Below are 16,080 nucleotides of genomic sequence, written 5' to 3'. Positions count from 1 at the left end.
CGTCCCGATCACGCGGTGCACCGTCCCGAACCGCGGGCAAGCGTACGCGCTCTGACCTGCGGGTCCTTGTTACGCGGCAGTACCTCCGCGAACGGCATGCAACATATTGAATGTGGCAGGCTTTCCCGGTTCTGACCTGGGGGAGGAAGGACACACAACCCCATGCACGTCTCCACCGGAGCGCGCGGGCTGGCCACCGCCATGTCCGCCACGCTGCTCTTGACCGTCGCCGCCTGCCAGCAGGGAACGCCGCCGCAGGGCGCCGACAGCGGCACGACCGCCGGCCTCACGCGGCTGTACGGCACCGACGGAAATATGATCAACACGTTCGGTGACGAGTTCTCGAACCAGGCCGGACTGCTGGCCGGGATGAAGGGGACCACCCCGCTCACCCCGCTGTCCGAGGACTTCAAGTCGCGGCTCAACGCGGTGCACCCCGGCCTGACCGACTACCTGTTCGCGGGCGAGACCTACGACGCCGTGGTGATCAGCACGCTCGCCGCGGAACAGGCCGGCAGCAACGACCCGCGCACGATCGCCCGCCAGATCAACTCGATCACCACCGGCGGCACCGAGTGCACGGCCGTGGCCGACTGCCTGGCGCTCGCGCGTGCGGGCACCGACCTCAACTACCGCGGGATCTCGCTGACCCGCGGCGGGTTCACCGACGCGGGCGAGCCGTCCACCGCGAGCTACGCGACGCTCCACTTCGGACCCGAGGACAAGCTCGACGACAGCAAGACGGAGTACGTCGGCGCGGGCGACGAGTCGACCACTTCCACGAAGAAGCCGCCGCGAGCGGTGCCGGCGCGCGACGTGCAGGCGCTGAAGATCGGCGGGCTGTTGCCGGAGACCGGCGACCTGGCCCTGGCCAACCCGCCGATGGAGGCCGGCGCGGCGCTCGCCATCCAGGAGGTCAACGCGGCCGGCGGTGTGTTCGCCAAGGACGTGCAGTGGGTGCCCGGCGACGACGGCACCAACCCGGACGTCGCGAAGGAGACCGTGGCCAAGCACGTCGCCGCCAAGGTCAGCGTGATCATCGGGGCCGGCGCGTCGAGCATCTCCCGCGAGGTGCTGCCCGACGTGGTCAAGGCCGGCCTGATCCTCTTCTCACCCTGCAACACCGACGCCGGGCTCAGCACGATCGACGACAAGGGCCTGTTCTTCCGCACCTCGCCGTCCGACATCCTGCAAGGCCGCGCGCTGGCCGACGTCATCCTCCGCGACGGCCCGCACAAGCTCGCGATCGTGGCGCGCGACGACTCGTACGGCACCGGCCTCCAGGAGAACGTCATCTCCGAGTTGGAGAAGGCCGGGTTCCCGACCGACAAGGTCGAGACGATGGAGTACGAGCCGCCGACGCCCGGTGCGCCGGACATCGACTTCAGCACCGGCGCCAGCCAGATCAAGACCACCAAGCCCGACGGCGTGCTCCTCATCGGTTTCGGCGAGTCCGCCCAGATCATCAAGGCGATGGCAGAGGCCGGCGTCCAGATCCACCACGGAGTCTCATAGTTCCTTCGAGCTGGCGGGCGACAACGGCTTCACAACGGCCTCACAACCCTGGGCGGCGATCATCGACTTCACGATGTCCCGTACGCACAGGACTATGAGGAGGTTCTCCATGAGGTCGCACATCGAGAAGCCAGTCGCCGTCGGTGGTGCCGCACTGGCCGTCACCGCCGCGGTCGCCGGAGTCACCATCGCGGGTGAGCAACTCGCGCCCACCGAGGTGGCCGCCAAGGTGGCCAGTTTCGCATCCGCGTTGCCCGTCATCGAGCAGGCCGACCTCGTCGAGCTGATGACGTCGGATGACTCGGTCCTCGCCACCGCGGTCCAGGCCGCCCGAAACATGGGCCGGACGGCAACCCTCGGCTTCGCTGCCCACGGAAGCTGACGGACCAACCGCCGAGCGGCTGGGCCGTGGCTCTCCGCGGCCCACCATTCCATCGTGGAGGGCAGATGACAGTTCCGGTCCAGTGGCCGACCGACTCGTGGATGGCCTCGGTACGCGCGGCGCGGATCTGGCAGCCGTACCCGTTCCAGCAGTTCATTCTCAAGCTGCACGGCTGGTGCAACCTGTCGTGCGACTACTGCTACATCTACGAGATGGCGGACCGGTCTTGGCGGGACCGCCCACGCGGCATGTCGACAGCGACCGTCGAGCAGACGGCCCGCCGCATTGGCGAGCACGCCGCCGCACACGACCTGGGCGCCGTCAACATCGTCCTGCACGGTGGGGAGCCGCTGCTGGCCGGCCCGGACGGCATCGCGCACGCGGTGGACGCCATCCGGCACGCGACGCCCGCCGGGGTCGACCTGACGTTCCGGATGCAGACGAACGGCACCCTGCTGACCGACCGGGTGCTGGATCGCCTGCTGGACCTGGATGTCATGGTGAGCATCAGCCTGGACGGGAACCGCAGCGGAAACCGGCACCGCCGTGACGCCAGCGGCCGGGAGAGCTACGACGCTGTGGTCCGCGGGATCGAGCGGCTACGCCAGGATCGCTACCGCCGGCTCTTCTCCCACCTCCTGTGCACGATCGACCTGGAAAACCCCCCGGTCGAGACCTACGAGACGCTGCTGTCGTTCGAGCCGCCGCTGGTGGACTTCCTGCTTCCACACGGCACCTGGGACGCGCCGCCGCCGGGCCGCACCGCCGATCCGGCCGCCACACCGTACGCGGACTGGTTGATCGCCGTGTTCGACCGCTGGTACGGCGCTCCCCGACAGGAGACCCGGATCCGCTTCCTCAACTCCATGCTGTACCTCCTCCTTGGTGGCCATGGCCAGGTGGAGACGATCGGGCTCGAGCCGCGCGCGCTCGTGGTGGTCGACACGGACGGTTCGATCCAACAGGTGGACACCTTGAAGGCGACGTTCCCGGGGGCGCCGGAGACGGGGCTGGACGTCTTCCGTCACACCTTCGACGACGCCCTGAACCATCCCATGACGGTGTCCCGCCAGGTCGGCATGTCGGCCCTGTGCGACACCTGTCAGCGATGCGCGGTACGCGACGTCTGTGGCGCCGGCTACTTCCCACACCGGTACCGCGCCGGGAGCGGGTTCCTGAACCCGTCCGTGTACTGCCCGGACCTGTTCACCCTGATCACGCACATCAACGACCGCGTCACGACCGACCTGCGCGACCTTGTGGAGCGTCCCGCATGAAGCTGACCTCGTTGGGCCTCTCCGGTGCTGACTTCGACTCGCTCGCCGCCGGAGCCGCGCGTCCCGAGACGTACCGGCTCCTCCGGAACGGCCAACTGACCAAGCGGTTCCTGCAGCTACGGGCACTGGCCGACGACACCGCCGTCGCCCACCCGGAGGTGCGGCAGCACATCGCGCTGCTCACGGCGGTGCAGCGGACGGACGCGACGGCGGTGACGATGGTGCTGGGCCATCCGCAGGTCGGTGCCTGGCTGTCGCACTGCCTGCGGCGGCTGCACACCACGACCGATGCGGACGACGTGCCGCTCGGAGTCGTGGTGGGACAAATCGCCGCCGTCGCCGCCGCCGCGGCGATCCGCGCGGGGCACCCCGCAGAGGTCACCGTGCCCCTGCGCCGGGGTGAGGTCATGCTGCCCACGCTCGGGGTGGCCCACCTGGCGGACGAGAACGCGTTCGATCCGGCGACGATCCGGATCGAGCCGGCCGGCACGGTTGTCCGCATGGGCGACCGCACGGTGGCGATCCCGCCCGACCCGAGCGGCGACGCTCCCGGCTGGCGGGGTCTGCGCCGGCTCCACGCGAGTGCCGACGGACGCACCATCGTCGCGGATCTCGACGACCTCAGTCCGCACCGCGACACCCTGGAACCGTTGGCCGTGCGGGCCTCCACCGCGGAGCTTGCCCGATGGCAGGACCTGCTGGAGCGGTCCTGGGCGCTGCTGGTCTCGTCGCATCCGCGTCATGCCGGCCTGGCCGGCGAGTCGCTGCGCTCGCTCATCCCGCTCGCTGACCTGCCCGCCCTGGCGAGCGCGAGCATAACCTCGAACGACGCGTTCGGCGCCGTCTTCCTCACCCGCCCGGCCGACGAGGAGAAGTTCGCCACCACGCTCGTCCACGAGCTGTTCCACTCGATGCTGAACGCGGTGCTGGAACTGATTCCGCTGCATCGGGCCTCGGGCAATGAGCTGCTGTACTCGCCGTGGCGCGACGATCCCCGCCCGCTGGTCGGCATCCTGCACGGCGCCTACTCGTTCATGGGCGTCGGCGACTTCTGGCGGCGCCGGCAGGAGAACGGCGACGACCGGGAGTCCCGGTTCGAGTTCCTGCGTACCCGCGGTGAGGTCGAGGTCGCCCTGCACACCCTGACGCAGTCCGACCTACTGACCGACGAGGGCGTGCGCTTCGTCCGCGCGATGAGCGCCAAGGTCGCGTCCTGGCCGAACCCGGACCTGCCGGACGACGCGACGAGCGCCGCCGACGACGTGACCGACCACTGGCTCCGGTGGCGACTGCTCAACCTGCACCCCGATGCGGCCGAGATCGACGCGCTAGCCGCCGCCTGGCACCACGCCGACGATCGGCGCCTGGACCTCGATGCCGTGGGCGACACGATCCGTCCTGTGGCACGGACCCAGTTCAGCGGCGAACGCGGCCGGGTCAGAGCGCGGCAGATCCAGCTACGCGACCCGGCTCTGTTCCGGCGGATCGTCGACGGGCGGGCGGAACGGCCGGCCGAGGCGACTCCGGCCGACATCGCGTACGTGGCCGGCGACTGGGCGGTCGCCATCGACCGTTATGAACGTCAGCTCGTCGAGCACCCGGACCGGGCGGAGCAGTGGGCGGGGCTGGCGTTGGCCTGCCGCCGCAACGGTGACGAGGACGGGGCGCGGGTGTTGACCAGCCGTCCTGAGGTCGTGCGCGCCTTGCACCGCGCGGTGCGTTCGGCCGGTCCGGTGGAACTGGCGAGGTGGCTGGGCGTGCGGAGCGCGGTCCGTGTCCCCGCTCGCTGAAGAGACCGACACGGACGCGACCGACGACGCGTACCGGATCGGGTCACATTGGCGAAGGCAGGGCGATTTCGTCAAGGCGTACCGCCATCTTTCGATCGCAGCCGCGGCCGGCCATACCGACGCGATGACCGAGCTCGGCATCATCGCCTGGGAGCACGGGCTCGTCGCGAAAGCCGTCGAGCTGCATCAGGCCGCCGCGACGGCCGGGAACGCGCGCGCCGCGGGCAACCTGGGTTCGCTGCTGGTCGACCTGGCCCGCGACGAGGAGGCCGAGCATTGGCTGCGGATCGCCGTCGACGCGGGCCAGCTCATGCCGGCCAGCGAGCTAGGTGAACTGCTGCGCCATCGCGGCGACTTCGCCGAGGCCGAGCGCTGGCAGCGGGTGGCGGTGGACGCGGGCAATCCCCGCGCAGCATGTCGGCTCGGGCTGCTGTTCCACGACCAGGGCCGGGACCAGGAGGCGGAGCACTGGTTTCGCCGTGCCTTGGCCGACCACCATCCCGAGGCCATGAACCGGTTGGGCCTGCTCGCGGCCCGGCGGGGCGACACCGACGAGGCGAAACGGTGGTACCGCGAGGCCGCCGCCGCCGGCCACCAGCTCGCCGAACACAACCTGGCGACACTGACGAACCCCCGTCGGTGACGTCACCACGAAGCCGTCTCACACCTGTCGATCCGTGATCCGAGCCGTGTCTTGCGCGATCTTCGTATACAACATACGCTCCGACAATCGTCGATATAGGAGCCCGTACATGACGAACATCTCGCGTGCGATCGGTCGGGCCGCCGTCGGTGCGGTTGCGGTCGTTTGTGCGCTCACGGCCTGCTCACCCGTGTCCCCAGACGGCGGATCGGACGAGCAGAAGCCTTCGCAGACCCAGGATTCCTTCGGATCGCCGGCCAACCCGGACGAAGTCAAGCAGGGCGGCAAGCTGACGGTCGCCCTGTCGGCCGAGCCTGATCGGCTGGACCCCTCCCTGTCCCGGAGCCTCTACTCGCGCTACGTCTTCCAGGCCATGTGCGAGAAGCTGTACGACGTCAACGAGAAGGCACAGGTGGTGCCGCAACTCGCCACCGACCTGCCGACCGTCAGCCCTGACGGCAAGACCGTCACCATCAAGGTGCGGCAGGGCGTGAAGTTCGCCGACGGCACCGAGTTCAACGCGGCAGCCGTGAAGACCACCCTCGACCGGCACCTGACCCTGCCGGAGTCGGCGCGCAAGAGCGAGCTAGGTCCTATCGACAAGGTCGACGCGACCGACGCGCAGACCGTCACCATCCACCTCAGGAACCCGTTCGCGCCGTTGCTGGGCGCGTTGGCCGACCGCGCCGGCATGATCATGAGTCCCGCGGCGCTCCAGAGCCTGGGCACCAACTTCGCCTCGGCGCCGGTCTGCGTGGGCCCGTTCAAGTTCGACAAGCGGGTGCCGCAGAGCTCGATCGACGTCGTACGCGACTCGAACTACTACGCCGCCGACAAGGTGCACCTCGACGCCATCTCGTGGCGCATCCTGACCGACGCGAGCATCCGCTCGGCCAACCTCCGGGCCGGCGACGCCGAGGTCGCGGACAGCGTCTCCACGCAGGACGTCGACAGTCTGCGCAAGGAGTCGTCGCTGACGGTGCTCCAGTCGCAGTCGCTGGGCTACCAGGGCATCACCATCAACGTCGGCAACGTCGACGGAATCGGCACCCCGCCCAAGCCCATCGACCGTCCGATCGCGAAGGACCCGAAGGTACGGCAGGCGTTCGAGTACGCGATCGACCGCAAGGCCCTGGTCGACGCCGTGTTCAACGGGATCTCGACCCCGGCCTGCAGCCCGATCTCACCCGCGAGCGTGTTCTCGTCCGACGAGGCCCAGAAGTGCCGTGCGCACGACCCGGCCAAGTCCAAGCAGTTGCTCCAGGAAGCCGGCGTGCAGGTCCCGTACACCATCAAGATGTTGGCCTCGAACACCCCCGACACGCTGCGCCTCGCGCAGGCTCTCCAGTCGATGGTCAAGGACGGCGGCTTCAACATCGAGATCAGCCCGGTCGAGTACTCGTCGCTCCTCGACGAGCAGGACCGCGGCAACTTCGAGATCCTCCAGCTCGGTTGGAGCGGCCGCATCGACCCGGACGCCAACATGGTGAACTTCGTGGGCACCGGTGGCAGCCAGAACGTCGCCGGCAGCAGCAACCCCGCATTGGACGCCGTGCTCGACCAGGCTCGCCAGTCGAGCAACGTCGACGAGCGCAAGAAGTTGTACGGGCAGGCGGTGACCCTGCTCCAGGAGGACAACCCGCTCGTCTACCTCTACCGGCAGGCCAACCTGACGGCGTTCTCCAACAAGGTGAAGGGCGTCCAGGTCTATCCCGACGGCGTCATCCGGGCGGCCTTCGCCGGCTTCGCCAAGTAGGTTCCCCCTGATGGCCAGGTACCTGCTGACCCGTGCGTGGCACTCCGCGTTGACCCTGGTGTTGGCGTCGGTGGTGGTGTTCCTCGGAATCCGTGCGCTTCCGGGGGACCCCGCGCTCGCGCTGGCCGGCGAGGACCGCTCGCCGGAGGCATTGGCGGCCATCCGCGCGGAGTACGGGCTGGACCGTCCCCTGACGGTCCAGTTCGGACACTACGTGGAACGGGCCCTGCAGGGCGACTTCGGCAGCTCGATCCGCACGGGCATACCGGTGTCGGACATGCTCCGCACCGCGCTGCCGGTCACGATCGAGCTGTCGTTCCTGGCGATCCTCATCGCGACCGCGCTGGGAGTCGGCGCGGGGGTGGTCGCGGCAGTGCGCCGCGGCCGCCCGGCCGAGTGGGTGGCCAACTTCCTGGCCCTCGTCGGCCTTTCGGTGCCGCACTTCTGGCTCGGACTGCTCGCGATCCTCTACCTGTCGGTGGCGACGGGGCTGTTTCCGGCCTCCGGCTTCGTCCCCTTCTTCGAGGACCCTGTGGGCAACCTGCACCACATCATCCTGCCCGCCCTGATCCTCGGCACCGGCCTGGCGGCGATCATCATGCGGCAGACCCGGTCGGCGATGCTCGACTCGCTCTCGGCGGACTATGTGCGCACCGCCAAAGCCAAAGGCCTGTCGCCGCGGGCCGTGATCGGCCGGCACGCCCTGCGCAACAGTCTCATCGTGGTCGTCACGATCGTCGGCCTCCAGCTCGGCGGCCTCATCTCGGGGGCGGTCGTGACCGAGCAGATCTTCGGGCTGCCCGGCTTCGGCAAGATGACGATCGACGCGGTGTTCCAACGGGACTACCCGGTGATCCAGGCGGTCGTGCTGCTGACCGCTACGGCGTACATTGTGATCAACTTCCTGGTGGACCTGGTGTACTCGCTCATCGACCCACGTATCCGAGTGGCGGGTGACGCGGCATGACGATTTTGACCGTGCCGGAGGCCGAGACCAGCCCCAGCCTGACCCGGCGCACCCGGGTTTTCCGGCGGCTGCGGCGCAACCCGCTCGCCGTCATCAGCTTCGTGATCCTCGCGATCGCAGTGCTGGTCGCGTTGCTGGCGCCGTGGATCGCGCCGCACTCGGTCGAGGACACGGACTTCGGCAACATCTTCTCGCCACCGGGCACGCCCGGGCACTTCCTCGGCACCGACGACCTGGGCCGGGACGTGTTGTCCCGCATCATGTTCGGCGCCCGGGCGTCGCTCGAGGTGGGGTTGCTCGCGGTGCTCACCGCGCTCGTCATCGGTGTGCCGCTCGGTCTGGCCGCCGGCTACTTCCGGGCCTTCGACGCGGTCATCGGCCGGTTCACCGACCTGCTGCTGGCGTTTCCGTTCCTCATCCTCGCGGTGGGGTTGGCGGCCATCCGGGGTGCCAGCCTCGGCAACGCGGCCGTGGCGATCGGCATCGCCCAGATTCCCGGCGTCATCCGGGTCATCCGCTCCGACACCCTGCGCCTCAAGTCGTTGGACTTCGTCGCCGCGGCGGTGGTCGACGGCGCCAGCGACCTGTGGGTCCTGTCTCGACACATCCTGCCCAACGCGACCTCGGTCATCCTGGTGCAGGCCACCGTGGCGCTGCCGGCCGCGATCCTCGGTGAGGCGGTGCTGTCGTTCCTCGGCCTGGGCATCCAACCACCGGACCCGAGCCTGGGCACGATGCTGGCGACAGCGCAACAGTTCGCGGCCCGGGCACCGTGGGCGGCGACGCTGCCTGGCCTGGTCATCATGATCCTGGCGTTGACGTTCAACGTGTTCGGCGACGCCCTCCGCGACGCCCTCGACCCGAAGGGCGATCGATGACGGCCGGTGCGCGGATCCTCGAGGTCGCCGACCTGTCGGTGTCGTTCGTGACCGAGAGTGGCAACGTCTCCGCGGTCGACCACGTGAGCCTGGACCTGGCACCCGGCGAGATCGTCGGCGTCGTCGGCGAGTCTGGCTGCGGGAAGAGCGTGACGGCGATGAGCCTGGCCGGTCTGCTGCCGCGCAGCGCCCGCGTCACGGGCTCGGTCCGGCTCCGTGGGACGGAGCTCATCGGCGCCCCCGAGACCTCGCTCCGGCGCGTACGCGGTAAGGAGATCGCCTATATCTTCCAGGAGCCGATGACCTCGCTGAACCCGGTGCTCACCGTCGGGCGGCAGATCGGCGAGGTGCTCCAGGTGCACGAGCGAATCTCCCGCAAACAGGCCAGGGCGCGGGCGATCGAGCTGCTGTCGCTGGTCGGCATCCCGTCGGCGGCGACGCGGGTCGACAACTATCCGCACCAGCTCTCCGGCGGCATGCGCCAACGCGTGATGATCGCGATGGCGGTGGCGTGCAACCCGACGGTGCTGGTCGCCGACGAGCCGACGACCGCGCTCGACGTCACCGTGCAGGCCGGCATCCTCGAGGTGCTGCGGGACCTGCGGGACCGGCTCGGCACGAGCATCCTCATCATCACCCACGACCTCGGCGTGATCGCCGACATCGCGGACCGGGTCGTGGTCATGTACGCCGGCCGCGTCGTGGAGCGCGCACCGGTGACCGAGTTGTTCGCGCACCCGCACCACCGGTACACCAACGGGCTGCTGAACGCCTCCCCCACACCCGGACGGCACGCCGGCACCGACCGGTTGCAGGAGATCCCCGGCCTCGTGCCCGTCCTGACCACCCAGCCGGACGCCTGCACGTTCGCCGACCGCTGCCCGGCGGCCGACGACACCTGCCGCGGCTCGGCACCGCCGCTTGCTGCCCTTGGCGTGGCGGACCACCTCGTCGCGTGCTGGCATCCCGTGGAGGCGACGTGACGAACGCGCTCGAAATCGAAGACCTGGTGATGCACTTCGGACCGGTACGCGCGGTCGACGCAGTCTCGCTGACGATCCCGCGCGGTGGCGTGACGGCTCTGGTCGGCGAGAGCGGCTCCGGCAAGTCGACCGTGGGCCGGTGCGTCGTGCGGCTGCTGAAGCCGACCAGCGGGTCGGTCCGGATCGGCGGCGTGGACGTGACCCACCTGACGCGGCGCCAGCTTCGACCGCACCGCAGCACGGTGTCCATCGTCTTCCAGGACCCGGCCGGCTCCTTGGACCCGCGCATGCTCGTCGGTGACGTGGTGGCCGAGCCGCTGCGGCTGTCGTCCGCGCGGATGTCCCGGGCCGAACGGCAGAAGCGGGTGGCCGAGTCGCTCGGCCAGGTGGGCCTGCGCGCGGAGGTGGCTCGCCGCTATCCCCACGAGCTCTCCGGCGGTCAGCGGCAACGCGTGAGCATCGCCCGGGCGCTGATCTCCAAGCCGTCCCTGCTCATCGCCGACGAGCCGATCAGCGCGCTCGACGTGTCGGTGCAGGCGTCGGTGCTCAACCTCCTCGCGGACCTCCAGCGGGACATCGGGTTCGCCTGCCTGTTCATCACGCACAACCTCTCCGCGGTGGAGTACCTGGCGGACGAGATCGCCGTCATGTACCTCGGCCAGCTCATGGAGAAGGGCACCCGGTCGCAGATCTTCTCCAGCCCGGCCCACCCGTACACCCAGGCCCTGCTCGCGGCCGCACCGGTCGCGGACCCGGTGCGCCAACGGGCCCGCACACCGGTGCTGCTCGGCGACGACCTGCCGTCCGCGCTCGACCCGCCGTCCGGCTGCCGGTTCCGGACGCGGTGTCCCCTCGCCTTCGACAAGTGCGCGACCGATGTGCCGCCACACGTGAAGATCGGCAATGGAGAGGCGGCGTGTCACCTCGTGCAGGCGGACGGGACACGCCCTGATGTGCGCGCGGGGGTTCCAGAATGACGTTCACGACCAGGCCCACCTTGCAGGGTACGTTCGGAATGGTGTCGTCGACCCACTGGCTGGCCAGCCAGTCGGCGATGCGGATGCTCGAGTTGGGCGGCAACGCCTTCGACGCGGCCGTGACCGCGGGCTTCGTGCTGCACGTCGTCGAGCCGCACCTGAACGGCCCGGGCGGCGAGGTCCCCGCGATCGTCGCGACCGCCGCGGACCCCCGGCCACGCGTCCTGTGTGGACAGGGCACGGCGCCCGCCGGCGCCACCATCGAGCATTTCCGTTCGCTCGGGCTGGACCTCATCCCCGGCTCGGGCCTGCTCGCCGCCACGGTGCCGGGCGCCGTCGACGCCTGGTTGCTGCTGCTGCGCGACCACGGCACGCTGTCGTTGCGGGAAGTGCTGACACCCGCGATCGAGTACGCGACCGCCGGACACCCACTGGTCGCCCGCGTCGGCGACACGGTCGCGGCGGTGCGGTCGCTCTTCGAACAGCACTGGCCGACCTCCGCTGAGCTCTGGCTGCGACCGTTGGACGGCCTGTTCACCAACCCGGCGTACGGTGGCACGCTGGCCCGCCTGGTCCGCACCGCGGAAGGGGCCGGCTCAGACCGGCAGACCCAGATCGAGGCCGCCCGCCACACCTGGCGCGAAGGATTCGTGGCCGACGCGATCGACCGTTTCGCCCGCCAACCGATCCGGGACTCCAGCGGTCGCGAGCACGCCGGCGTACTGACCGGCGCCGACCTGGCCACCTGGTCCGCCTCCTGGGAAGACCCGGTCACGCTGGCCTGGAACGGCCACGTCGTAGCAAAAACCGCGCCATGGGGCCAGGGACCGGTACTGCTCCAAACTTTGTCCATCCTGGACGCCCTTGACGACGCCGGGGCATACGACCCGTCGACCACCCGCGGCATCCACGCGCAGGCCGAGGCACTCAAACTGGCGTTCGCGGATCGCGAGGCCTGGTACGGCGACACAGGCGACGTACCGCTGAAGACCTTGCTGTCCCGCGAGTACGCGACAGAACGCGCGGCCCTGATCGGCGCCCGGGCCGCCACGAACCTGCGCCCCGGCTCCCCGGGCGGCGCAGCTCCCCGCCTCCCCCGTCACGTCTCCCAGGGCGGCAGTGGTGGTGCCACGCCCGACCCGACCACCGGCGAACCAACAGTGCGGCCCAACGGGGTAACCCGCGGCGACACCTGCCACGTCGACATAGTGGACCGCTGGGGCAACATGATCTCGGCAACTCCCAGCGGAGGTTGGCTGCAAAGCTCACCGACCATTCCCGAGCTGGGTTTCCCACTGGGCAGCCGGTTGCAGATGTTCTGGTTGGACGAGGGACTGCCGTCGTCGCTGGCCCCGGGCCGACGCCCACGAACAACCCTGAGCCCAACCATGGTCTACCGCGACGAGGAGCCGATACTGGCCTGCGGTACGCCAGGCGGCGACCAACAGGACCAGTGGCAGTTGCTGTTCCTACTACGCCACCTGGCCGGCGGCCAAGCGTTGCAGGAGGCCATCGACGCCCCGACGTGGCACACCACCAGCTTCCCGTCCTCGTTCCACCCGCGAGAGACCGAGCCCGGCGTGCTGGTAGTGGAAGACCGCGTACCGGAAAAGGTCCGCGCAGAACTCACCGCACTCGGGCACCAGGTGCGAGTGTCAGACCCCTGGAGCCTCGGCCGGATGTGCGCGGTGACCAGAAATCCCACGTCCGGCGTGTTGGCCGCAGGCGCGAACCCACGCGGCATGCAGGGCTACGCAGTAGGCCGCTAACACCAAACAGCCCAGCCCGCACAATGCCCGCAACCCGACACGGACTCCAGGCGTTGGTCGGTGGCCCGGGATCACCTGGGCACCCTCTCCGTCCCCACGGGGGGTGGCATCTCCCAGGGGCGCACATCTTCTTACACGTAAATACATGCGAGAACACGTCGGCTCCTTGGACACACACCTACATCCGTGCGCCGCTCTTACGACAGCCTCGACGGGTCCGAGCCCGGACGCGGACGCCGCGCCACATGCGAAACGGCGACGGACTCGGCGAGATCCCCGTTGCCGCCTCCGACCCCCAACCTCGACCACCGCGGCAGTCGCGAAGCGAAGACCAACCACTGGACTGTGTCCCACGGCCCGGCACCGGAGTCGACCGAGGCCGAAGTGATTCAGGGCGGGGGAGGATGTTGTGGGTGCCGACAATAGAGGTCGCGCTCTCTGCGGCCTGTCGGCACCCACAACATCCTCCCCCGCCCCAGACGGCAACCAGCGACGGGCAGAAATCCAAGGGACGGGACCGGCGACCGGTCGTGGGACGGCAATTACGCGCCCTCGGTAGTTTCGCGAGCGGCGGCAGAGGCCGCACCCACGTGGGCGAGCGCGACCGACTCAGCCAGGTCTCCGTCGCCAGACTCGATGGCGTCGACCAACTTGATGTGTTCGTCCCACGAGTGCGGAGCGCGCACCTCGGCAGTGAGTTGGAAGACCCACTGCACGTGCAGGTACAGCGCCTTGGCGATCGAGGCCAGCCACGGATTCCCGCTTATCTCGAGGATCTGCAGGTGCAGGGCGCTGTTCAGTTCCGCGACGCGGCGCAGGTTCTGGTTCTCGGTCGCCAGGCGGGCCTGCTCCAGCACCGCGCGCAGCGACGTCACGTCGCTAGGGGCAGCGCGCTCCGCCGCGAGCCGGGCGGCCAGGGGTTCGAGGCGCTCGCGTACCGCGAAGATGTCGTGGATCGTCGCACTGCTCGGGGAGGCGACGACCGCTCCCCTGCGCGGAAGGATCACCACGAAGCCCTCGGCCTCCGCGACGCGCAGGGCCTCGCGGACCGGGTTGCGGGAGACGCCGAAGTCCTCCGCCAACCGGTCCTCGGTCAGCCGCTCGCCCGGGGGATAGTCGCCGCTGATGATTCCCTTCCGAAGAGCGGCGAGCACCTGGTCCCGCAACGGCAGGTGCTGAGCGCCGATCTTGGCCGGTAGGTCCGTGTCCACCCGACCGCCTTTCACAATGACGTCAAGCGACAATTGTATACGAAGAACAATAGGTTCTCGTCAGGCTCCACATCAGCGAGTGTGCATGGACCCATGGGGCCGGCGGCTTCCGGTGGTCGGGTGCGCGATCTGGCCGAACGGGCCGTTGGGCCGGCCGCACGGATGGACGAAGATCATCCTTTCTCCCGGAGACGAAGGTGGGCGGGCGTGACGGTTGACCGTGTGACTCGTCGGCGGTGGTGGTCGCTCGCCGTGGTGGCTCTGCTGGCCGTCCTGGTTCCGCTCGGATTGTCGCCGGCGACGGCGGCCCCGCTGCCGGCCGCCGGGTCGCCGTCCCTGCCGGACCGGGTCGGCGCACCGCACTGGGGCACGGATTCGGTGTCGTCCTCGCCCACCGGTCCGGCCAGTGTGGTCATCGGCGGACCGACCTGGTGGTACACCGGCAGCAAAGGTGTGCTCGCGCTGGTCGGGGCGGGTCGCGACGACTACCGGATCACGGAGAACCTCGCGGACCTGCACCACGCCGGCGAGCAGGCGGTGCTCTCCCCCGACGGCGGCCGGCTCGCCACCATAGGTCGAGTCACCGACCTGACCACCGGCGACTCGACCGAGCTTCCGCCGATCGACGGCGCCGTCGTCGTGCCGCAGGCCTGGTCGCCGGACGGGCGCTCGCTGGCGGTCATCGCGTACACCCGGGGCACCCCGACCGCCGTCCTTCACCTCGTCGATGTGTCGTCCGGCAGCTCGCAGCGGCTCGCCGACCTGGACCCCGGCGACGTTCACGACGGCTACACCGTGGCGTTCGCGCGCGACGGTGCGCGGATGGCGTACCAGTCCGGACGGACCGTCACCGTCGCCACCGTCGGTGGCCAGACGGTCAGCCGGTTCACCACGGGCGACCGGCTCTCGGGCAAGGGCGCCTGGACTCCGGACGGTCAGGGCCTGGCCCTGCTGCGGCAACACGGTTGCTGCGCGGGGGACGCCTATCCGTCGCGCTGGCAGTTGACGGTGGTCGACGCGGCGACCGGTGTGGCCCGGTCGACGCTTCCCGAGCTGACCGACCTCGTCGCGGTCCGACTCCTGGGTTGGTCTCCGTCCGGCGCGGCCGTGGTGGCCACACTCGCTCCGGAGCCGGGAACCTCCGTCGCCGGATTCGGCCCGCGGCCTGGGGCGGCGCTGGCGCTGACCGACTACGAGCGGGTCCCCGCCGTGCAGGTCGTGGCCATCGCGCCCGGAAACGCCGAGCAGACCACCCTGCTGGCGGCGCCGGCGCAGGAGGCGCTGTCGATCGACGTGGCCGACAACGTGATCAGCTCCGGTCAGGTGCGGACCGGACATCCTCCGGAGGGCCTCGGCCCGATCCTGCGTGCGCTCGTGACCGGCGCCGCCGTCCTTGTCGTGGGGCTGACCGCGGTCATCCTCGTCTTCCGGCGCCGAAACCGCGCCTGAGTACGGGAGCGGATGTGCGCGGCCCGGAGCCGTGGCAGGTTCGTGCGCATGGATGGGCCGGGTGCCTCGGTGCCCTGCTGCTCGCCTGGCTCTACGGCGTGCCGTTCCTGCTGATCGTGGGGTTCATCCGCCGCACGTCGACGCCCCATCTCGCGACCCACGCGCAGGCGCGGGCGTTCGGCGCCACCACCGACACGATCCTGGTCACCGCGCTGGCGCTAAACCTCGCCCTTCCCGCGGCCGGGCTGCTGCTCGCCCTGCTCCTGCGCAGCCGCCCATGGATCCGGCAGTTCGCCTGGACGCTCGGCGGCACGGCGCTGATCTACGTCGCCGTCTCGATCGCCCCGGCCGCGGCCACCGCGCCGTTGATCGGCCGGACCCCGGCCGATCAGGAGCCCGCACCCGCCGTCACCCGGTGCATCCCGATCAGCGGTGGACGCGGCTGCCCCGGCGGCTGATTCTGATGTGATCCGGTGACAACGT

14 protein-coding genes are annotated in these 16,080 nt (G+C 69.9%); 13 read left to right on the top strand and 1 reads right to left on the bottom strand.

The features are described 5' to 3' along the window. The first annotated feature begins 162 nt into the window (after nt 1-162). From BLV39_RS34435 to BLV39_RS34385, 11 genes are all read left to right on the top strand, one after another. Nucleotides 163-1,515, top strand: coding sequence for an ABC transporter substrate-binding protein (locus BLV39_RS34435; RefSeq protein WP_090801521.1), 1,353 nt, complete (start codon nt 163-165; stop codon nt 1,513-1,515). Nucleotides 1,516-1,624: 109 nt separating this feature from the next. Continuing rightward, nucleotides 1,625-1,897, top strand: coding sequence for a hypothetical protein (locus tag BLV39_RS34430; protein ID WP_090801518.1), 273 nt, complete (start codon nt 1,625-1,627; stop codon nt 1,895-1,897). A 65-nt stretch (nt 1,898-1,962) separates the two neighbouring features. Beyond that, nucleotides 1,963-3,174, top strand: a complete 1,212-nt coding sequence (locus BLV39_RS34425; RefSeq protein ID WP_239083535.1) for an FxsB family cyclophane-forming radical SAM/SPASM peptide maturase — start codon at nt 1,963-1,965, stop codon at nt 3,172-3,174. Then, complete coding sequence (locus BLV39_RS34420) at nt 3,171-4,964, top strand: HEXXH motif domain-containing protein (protein WP_090801515.1); 1,794 nt, start codon at nt 3,171-3,173, stop codon at nt 4,962-4,964. Before BLV39_RS34425 ends, BLV39_RS34420 begins: the two co-directional genes overlap by 4 nt. After that, nucleotides 4,948-5,607 carry a tetratricopeptide repeat protein gene (locus BLV39_RS34415; protein WP_090801511.1) on the top strand — a complete coding sequence of 220 codons (660 nt, stop codon included), beginning with the start codon at nt 4,948-4,950 and terminating at the stop codon, nt 5,605-5,607. Before BLV39_RS34420 ends, BLV39_RS34415 begins: the two co-directional genes overlap by 17 nt. Nucleotides 5,608-5,716: 109 nt before the next feature. Further along, nucleotides 5,717-7,363 carry an ABC transporter substrate-binding protein gene (locus BLV39_RS34410; protein ID WP_090801509.1) on the top strand — a complete coding sequence of 549 codons (1,647 nt, stop codon included), beginning with the start codon at nt 5,717-5,719 and terminating at the stop codon, nt 7,361-7,363. A 10-nt stretch (nt 7,364-7,373) separates the two neighbouring features. Then, entirely contained in the window at nt 7,374-8,330 is a 957-nt protein-coding gene (locus tag BLV39_RS34405; RefSeq protein WP_090801506.1) for an ABC transporter permease, read from the top strand. Next, the gene (locus BLV39_RS34400; protein WP_090801503.1) at nt 8,327-9,208 is read left to right on the top strand and encodes an ABC transporter permease; all 882 of its coding nucleotides are present in this window, start codon (nt 8,327-8,329) and stop codon (nt 9,206-9,208) included. Before BLV39_RS34405 ends, BLV39_RS34400 begins: the two co-directional genes overlap by 4 nt. Then, nucleotides 9,205-10,191 carry an ABC transporter ATP-binding protein gene (locus tag BLV39_RS34395; RefSeq protein ID WP_090801499.1) on the top strand — a complete coding sequence of 329 codons (987 nt, stop codon included), beginning with the start codon at nt 9,205-9,207 and terminating at the stop codon, nt 10,189-10,191. The genes BLV39_RS34400 and BLV39_RS34395 overlap by 4 nt, the downstream gene beginning before the upstream one ends. Before the next feature lie 29 nt (nt 10,192-10,220). Continuing rightward, complete coding sequence (locus tag BLV39_RS34390) at nt 10,221-11,168, top strand: ABC transporter ATP-binding protein (protein ID WP_090802817.1); 948 nt, start codon at nt 10,221-10,223, stop codon at nt 11,166-11,168. Next, nucleotides 11,165-12,937 (top strand): gamma-glutamyltransferase family protein, encoded by a 1,773-nt coding sequence (locus tag BLV39_RS34385; RefSeq protein ID WP_090801496.1) that lies wholly within the window; start codon nt 11,165-11,167, stop codon nt 12,935-12,937. Before BLV39_RS34390 ends, BLV39_RS34385 begins: the two co-directional genes overlap by 4 nt. A 542-nt stretch (nt 12,938-13,479) precedes the next feature. Here BLV39_RS34385 and BLV39_RS34380 read toward each other — a convergent pair. Further along, nucleotides 13,480-14,148, bottom strand: a complete 669-nt coding sequence (locus tag BLV39_RS34380) for a GntR family transcriptional regulator (RefSeq protein ID WP_143050015.1) — start codon at nt 14,146-14,148, stop codon at nt 13,480-13,482. A gap of 207 nt (nt 14,149-14,355) precedes the next feature. Here BLV39_RS34380 and BLV39_RS34375 point away from each other — a divergent pair, with 207 nt between their 5' ends. Beyond that, nucleotides 14,356-15,597 carry a TolB family protein gene (locus BLV39_RS34375; RefSeq protein WP_143050014.1) on the top strand — a complete coding sequence of 414 codons (1,242 nt, stop codon included), beginning with the start codon at nt 14,356-14,358 and terminating at the stop codon, nt 15,595-15,597. A gap of 14 nt (nt 15,598-15,611) precedes the next feature. Continuing rightward, the gene (locus BLV39_RS34370) at nt 15,612-16,055 is read left to right on the top strand and encodes a hypothetical protein (RefSeq protein ID WP_239083536.1); all 444 of its coding nucleotides are present in this window, start codon (nt 15,612-15,614) and stop codon (nt 16,053-16,055) included. The last annotated feature ends 25 nt before the right edge of the window (nt 16,056-16,080 follow it).

This window comes from Asanoa ishikariensis, from assembly GCF_900107455.1.
Lineage (GTDB): Bacteria > Actinomycetota > Actinomycetes > Mycobacteriales > Micromonosporaceae > Asanoa > Asanoa ishikariensis.
Note: the sequence above shows the minus strand (reverse complement) of the source record. Positions and strands in the feature narration are given on the sequence as shown.

Excerpts from the sequence above, each read along its gene's own strand:
- BLV39_RS34435 (WP_090801521.1), top strand. The coding sequence starts at position 163 with ATGCACGTCTCCACCGGAGCGCGCGGGCTGGCCACCGCCATGTCCGCC.
- BLV39_RS34430 (WP_090801518.1), top strand. The coding sequence starts at position 1,625 with ATGAGGTCGCACATCGAGAAGCCAGTCGCCGTCGGTGGTGCCGCACTG.
- BLV39_RS34425 (WP_239083535.1), top strand. The coding sequence starts at position 1,963 with ATGACAGTTCCGGTCCAGTGGCCGACCGACTCGTGGATGGCCTCGGTA.
- BLV39_RS34420 (WP_090801515.1), top strand. The coding sequence starts at position 3,171 with ATGAAGCTGACCTCGTTGGGCCTCTCCGGTGCTGACTTCGACTCGCTC.
- BLV39_RS34410 (WP_090801509.1), top strand. The coding sequence starts at position 5,717 with ATGACGAACATCTCGCGTGCGATCGGTCGGGCCGCCGTCGGTGCGGTT.
- BLV39_RS34405 (WP_090801506.1), top strand. The coding sequence starts at position 7,374 with ATGGCCAGGTACCTGCTGACCCGTGCGTGGCACTCCGCGTTGACCCTG.
- BLV39_RS34400 (WP_090801503.1), top strand. The coding sequence starts at position 8,327 with ATGACGATTTTGACCGTGCCGGAGGCCGAGACCAGCCCCAGCCTGACC.
- BLV39_RS34395 (WP_090801499.1), top strand. The coding sequence starts at position 9,205 with ATGACGGCCGGTGCGCGGATCCTCGAGGTCGCCGACCTGTCGGTGTCG.
- BLV39_RS34390 (WP_090802817.1), top strand. The coding sequence starts at position 10,221 with ATGCACTTCGGACCGGTACGCGCGGTCGACGCAGTCTCGCTGACGATC.
- BLV39_RS34385 (WP_090801496.1), top strand. The coding sequence starts at position 11,165 with ATGACGTTCACGACCAGGCCCACCTTGCAGGGTACGTTCGGAATGGTG.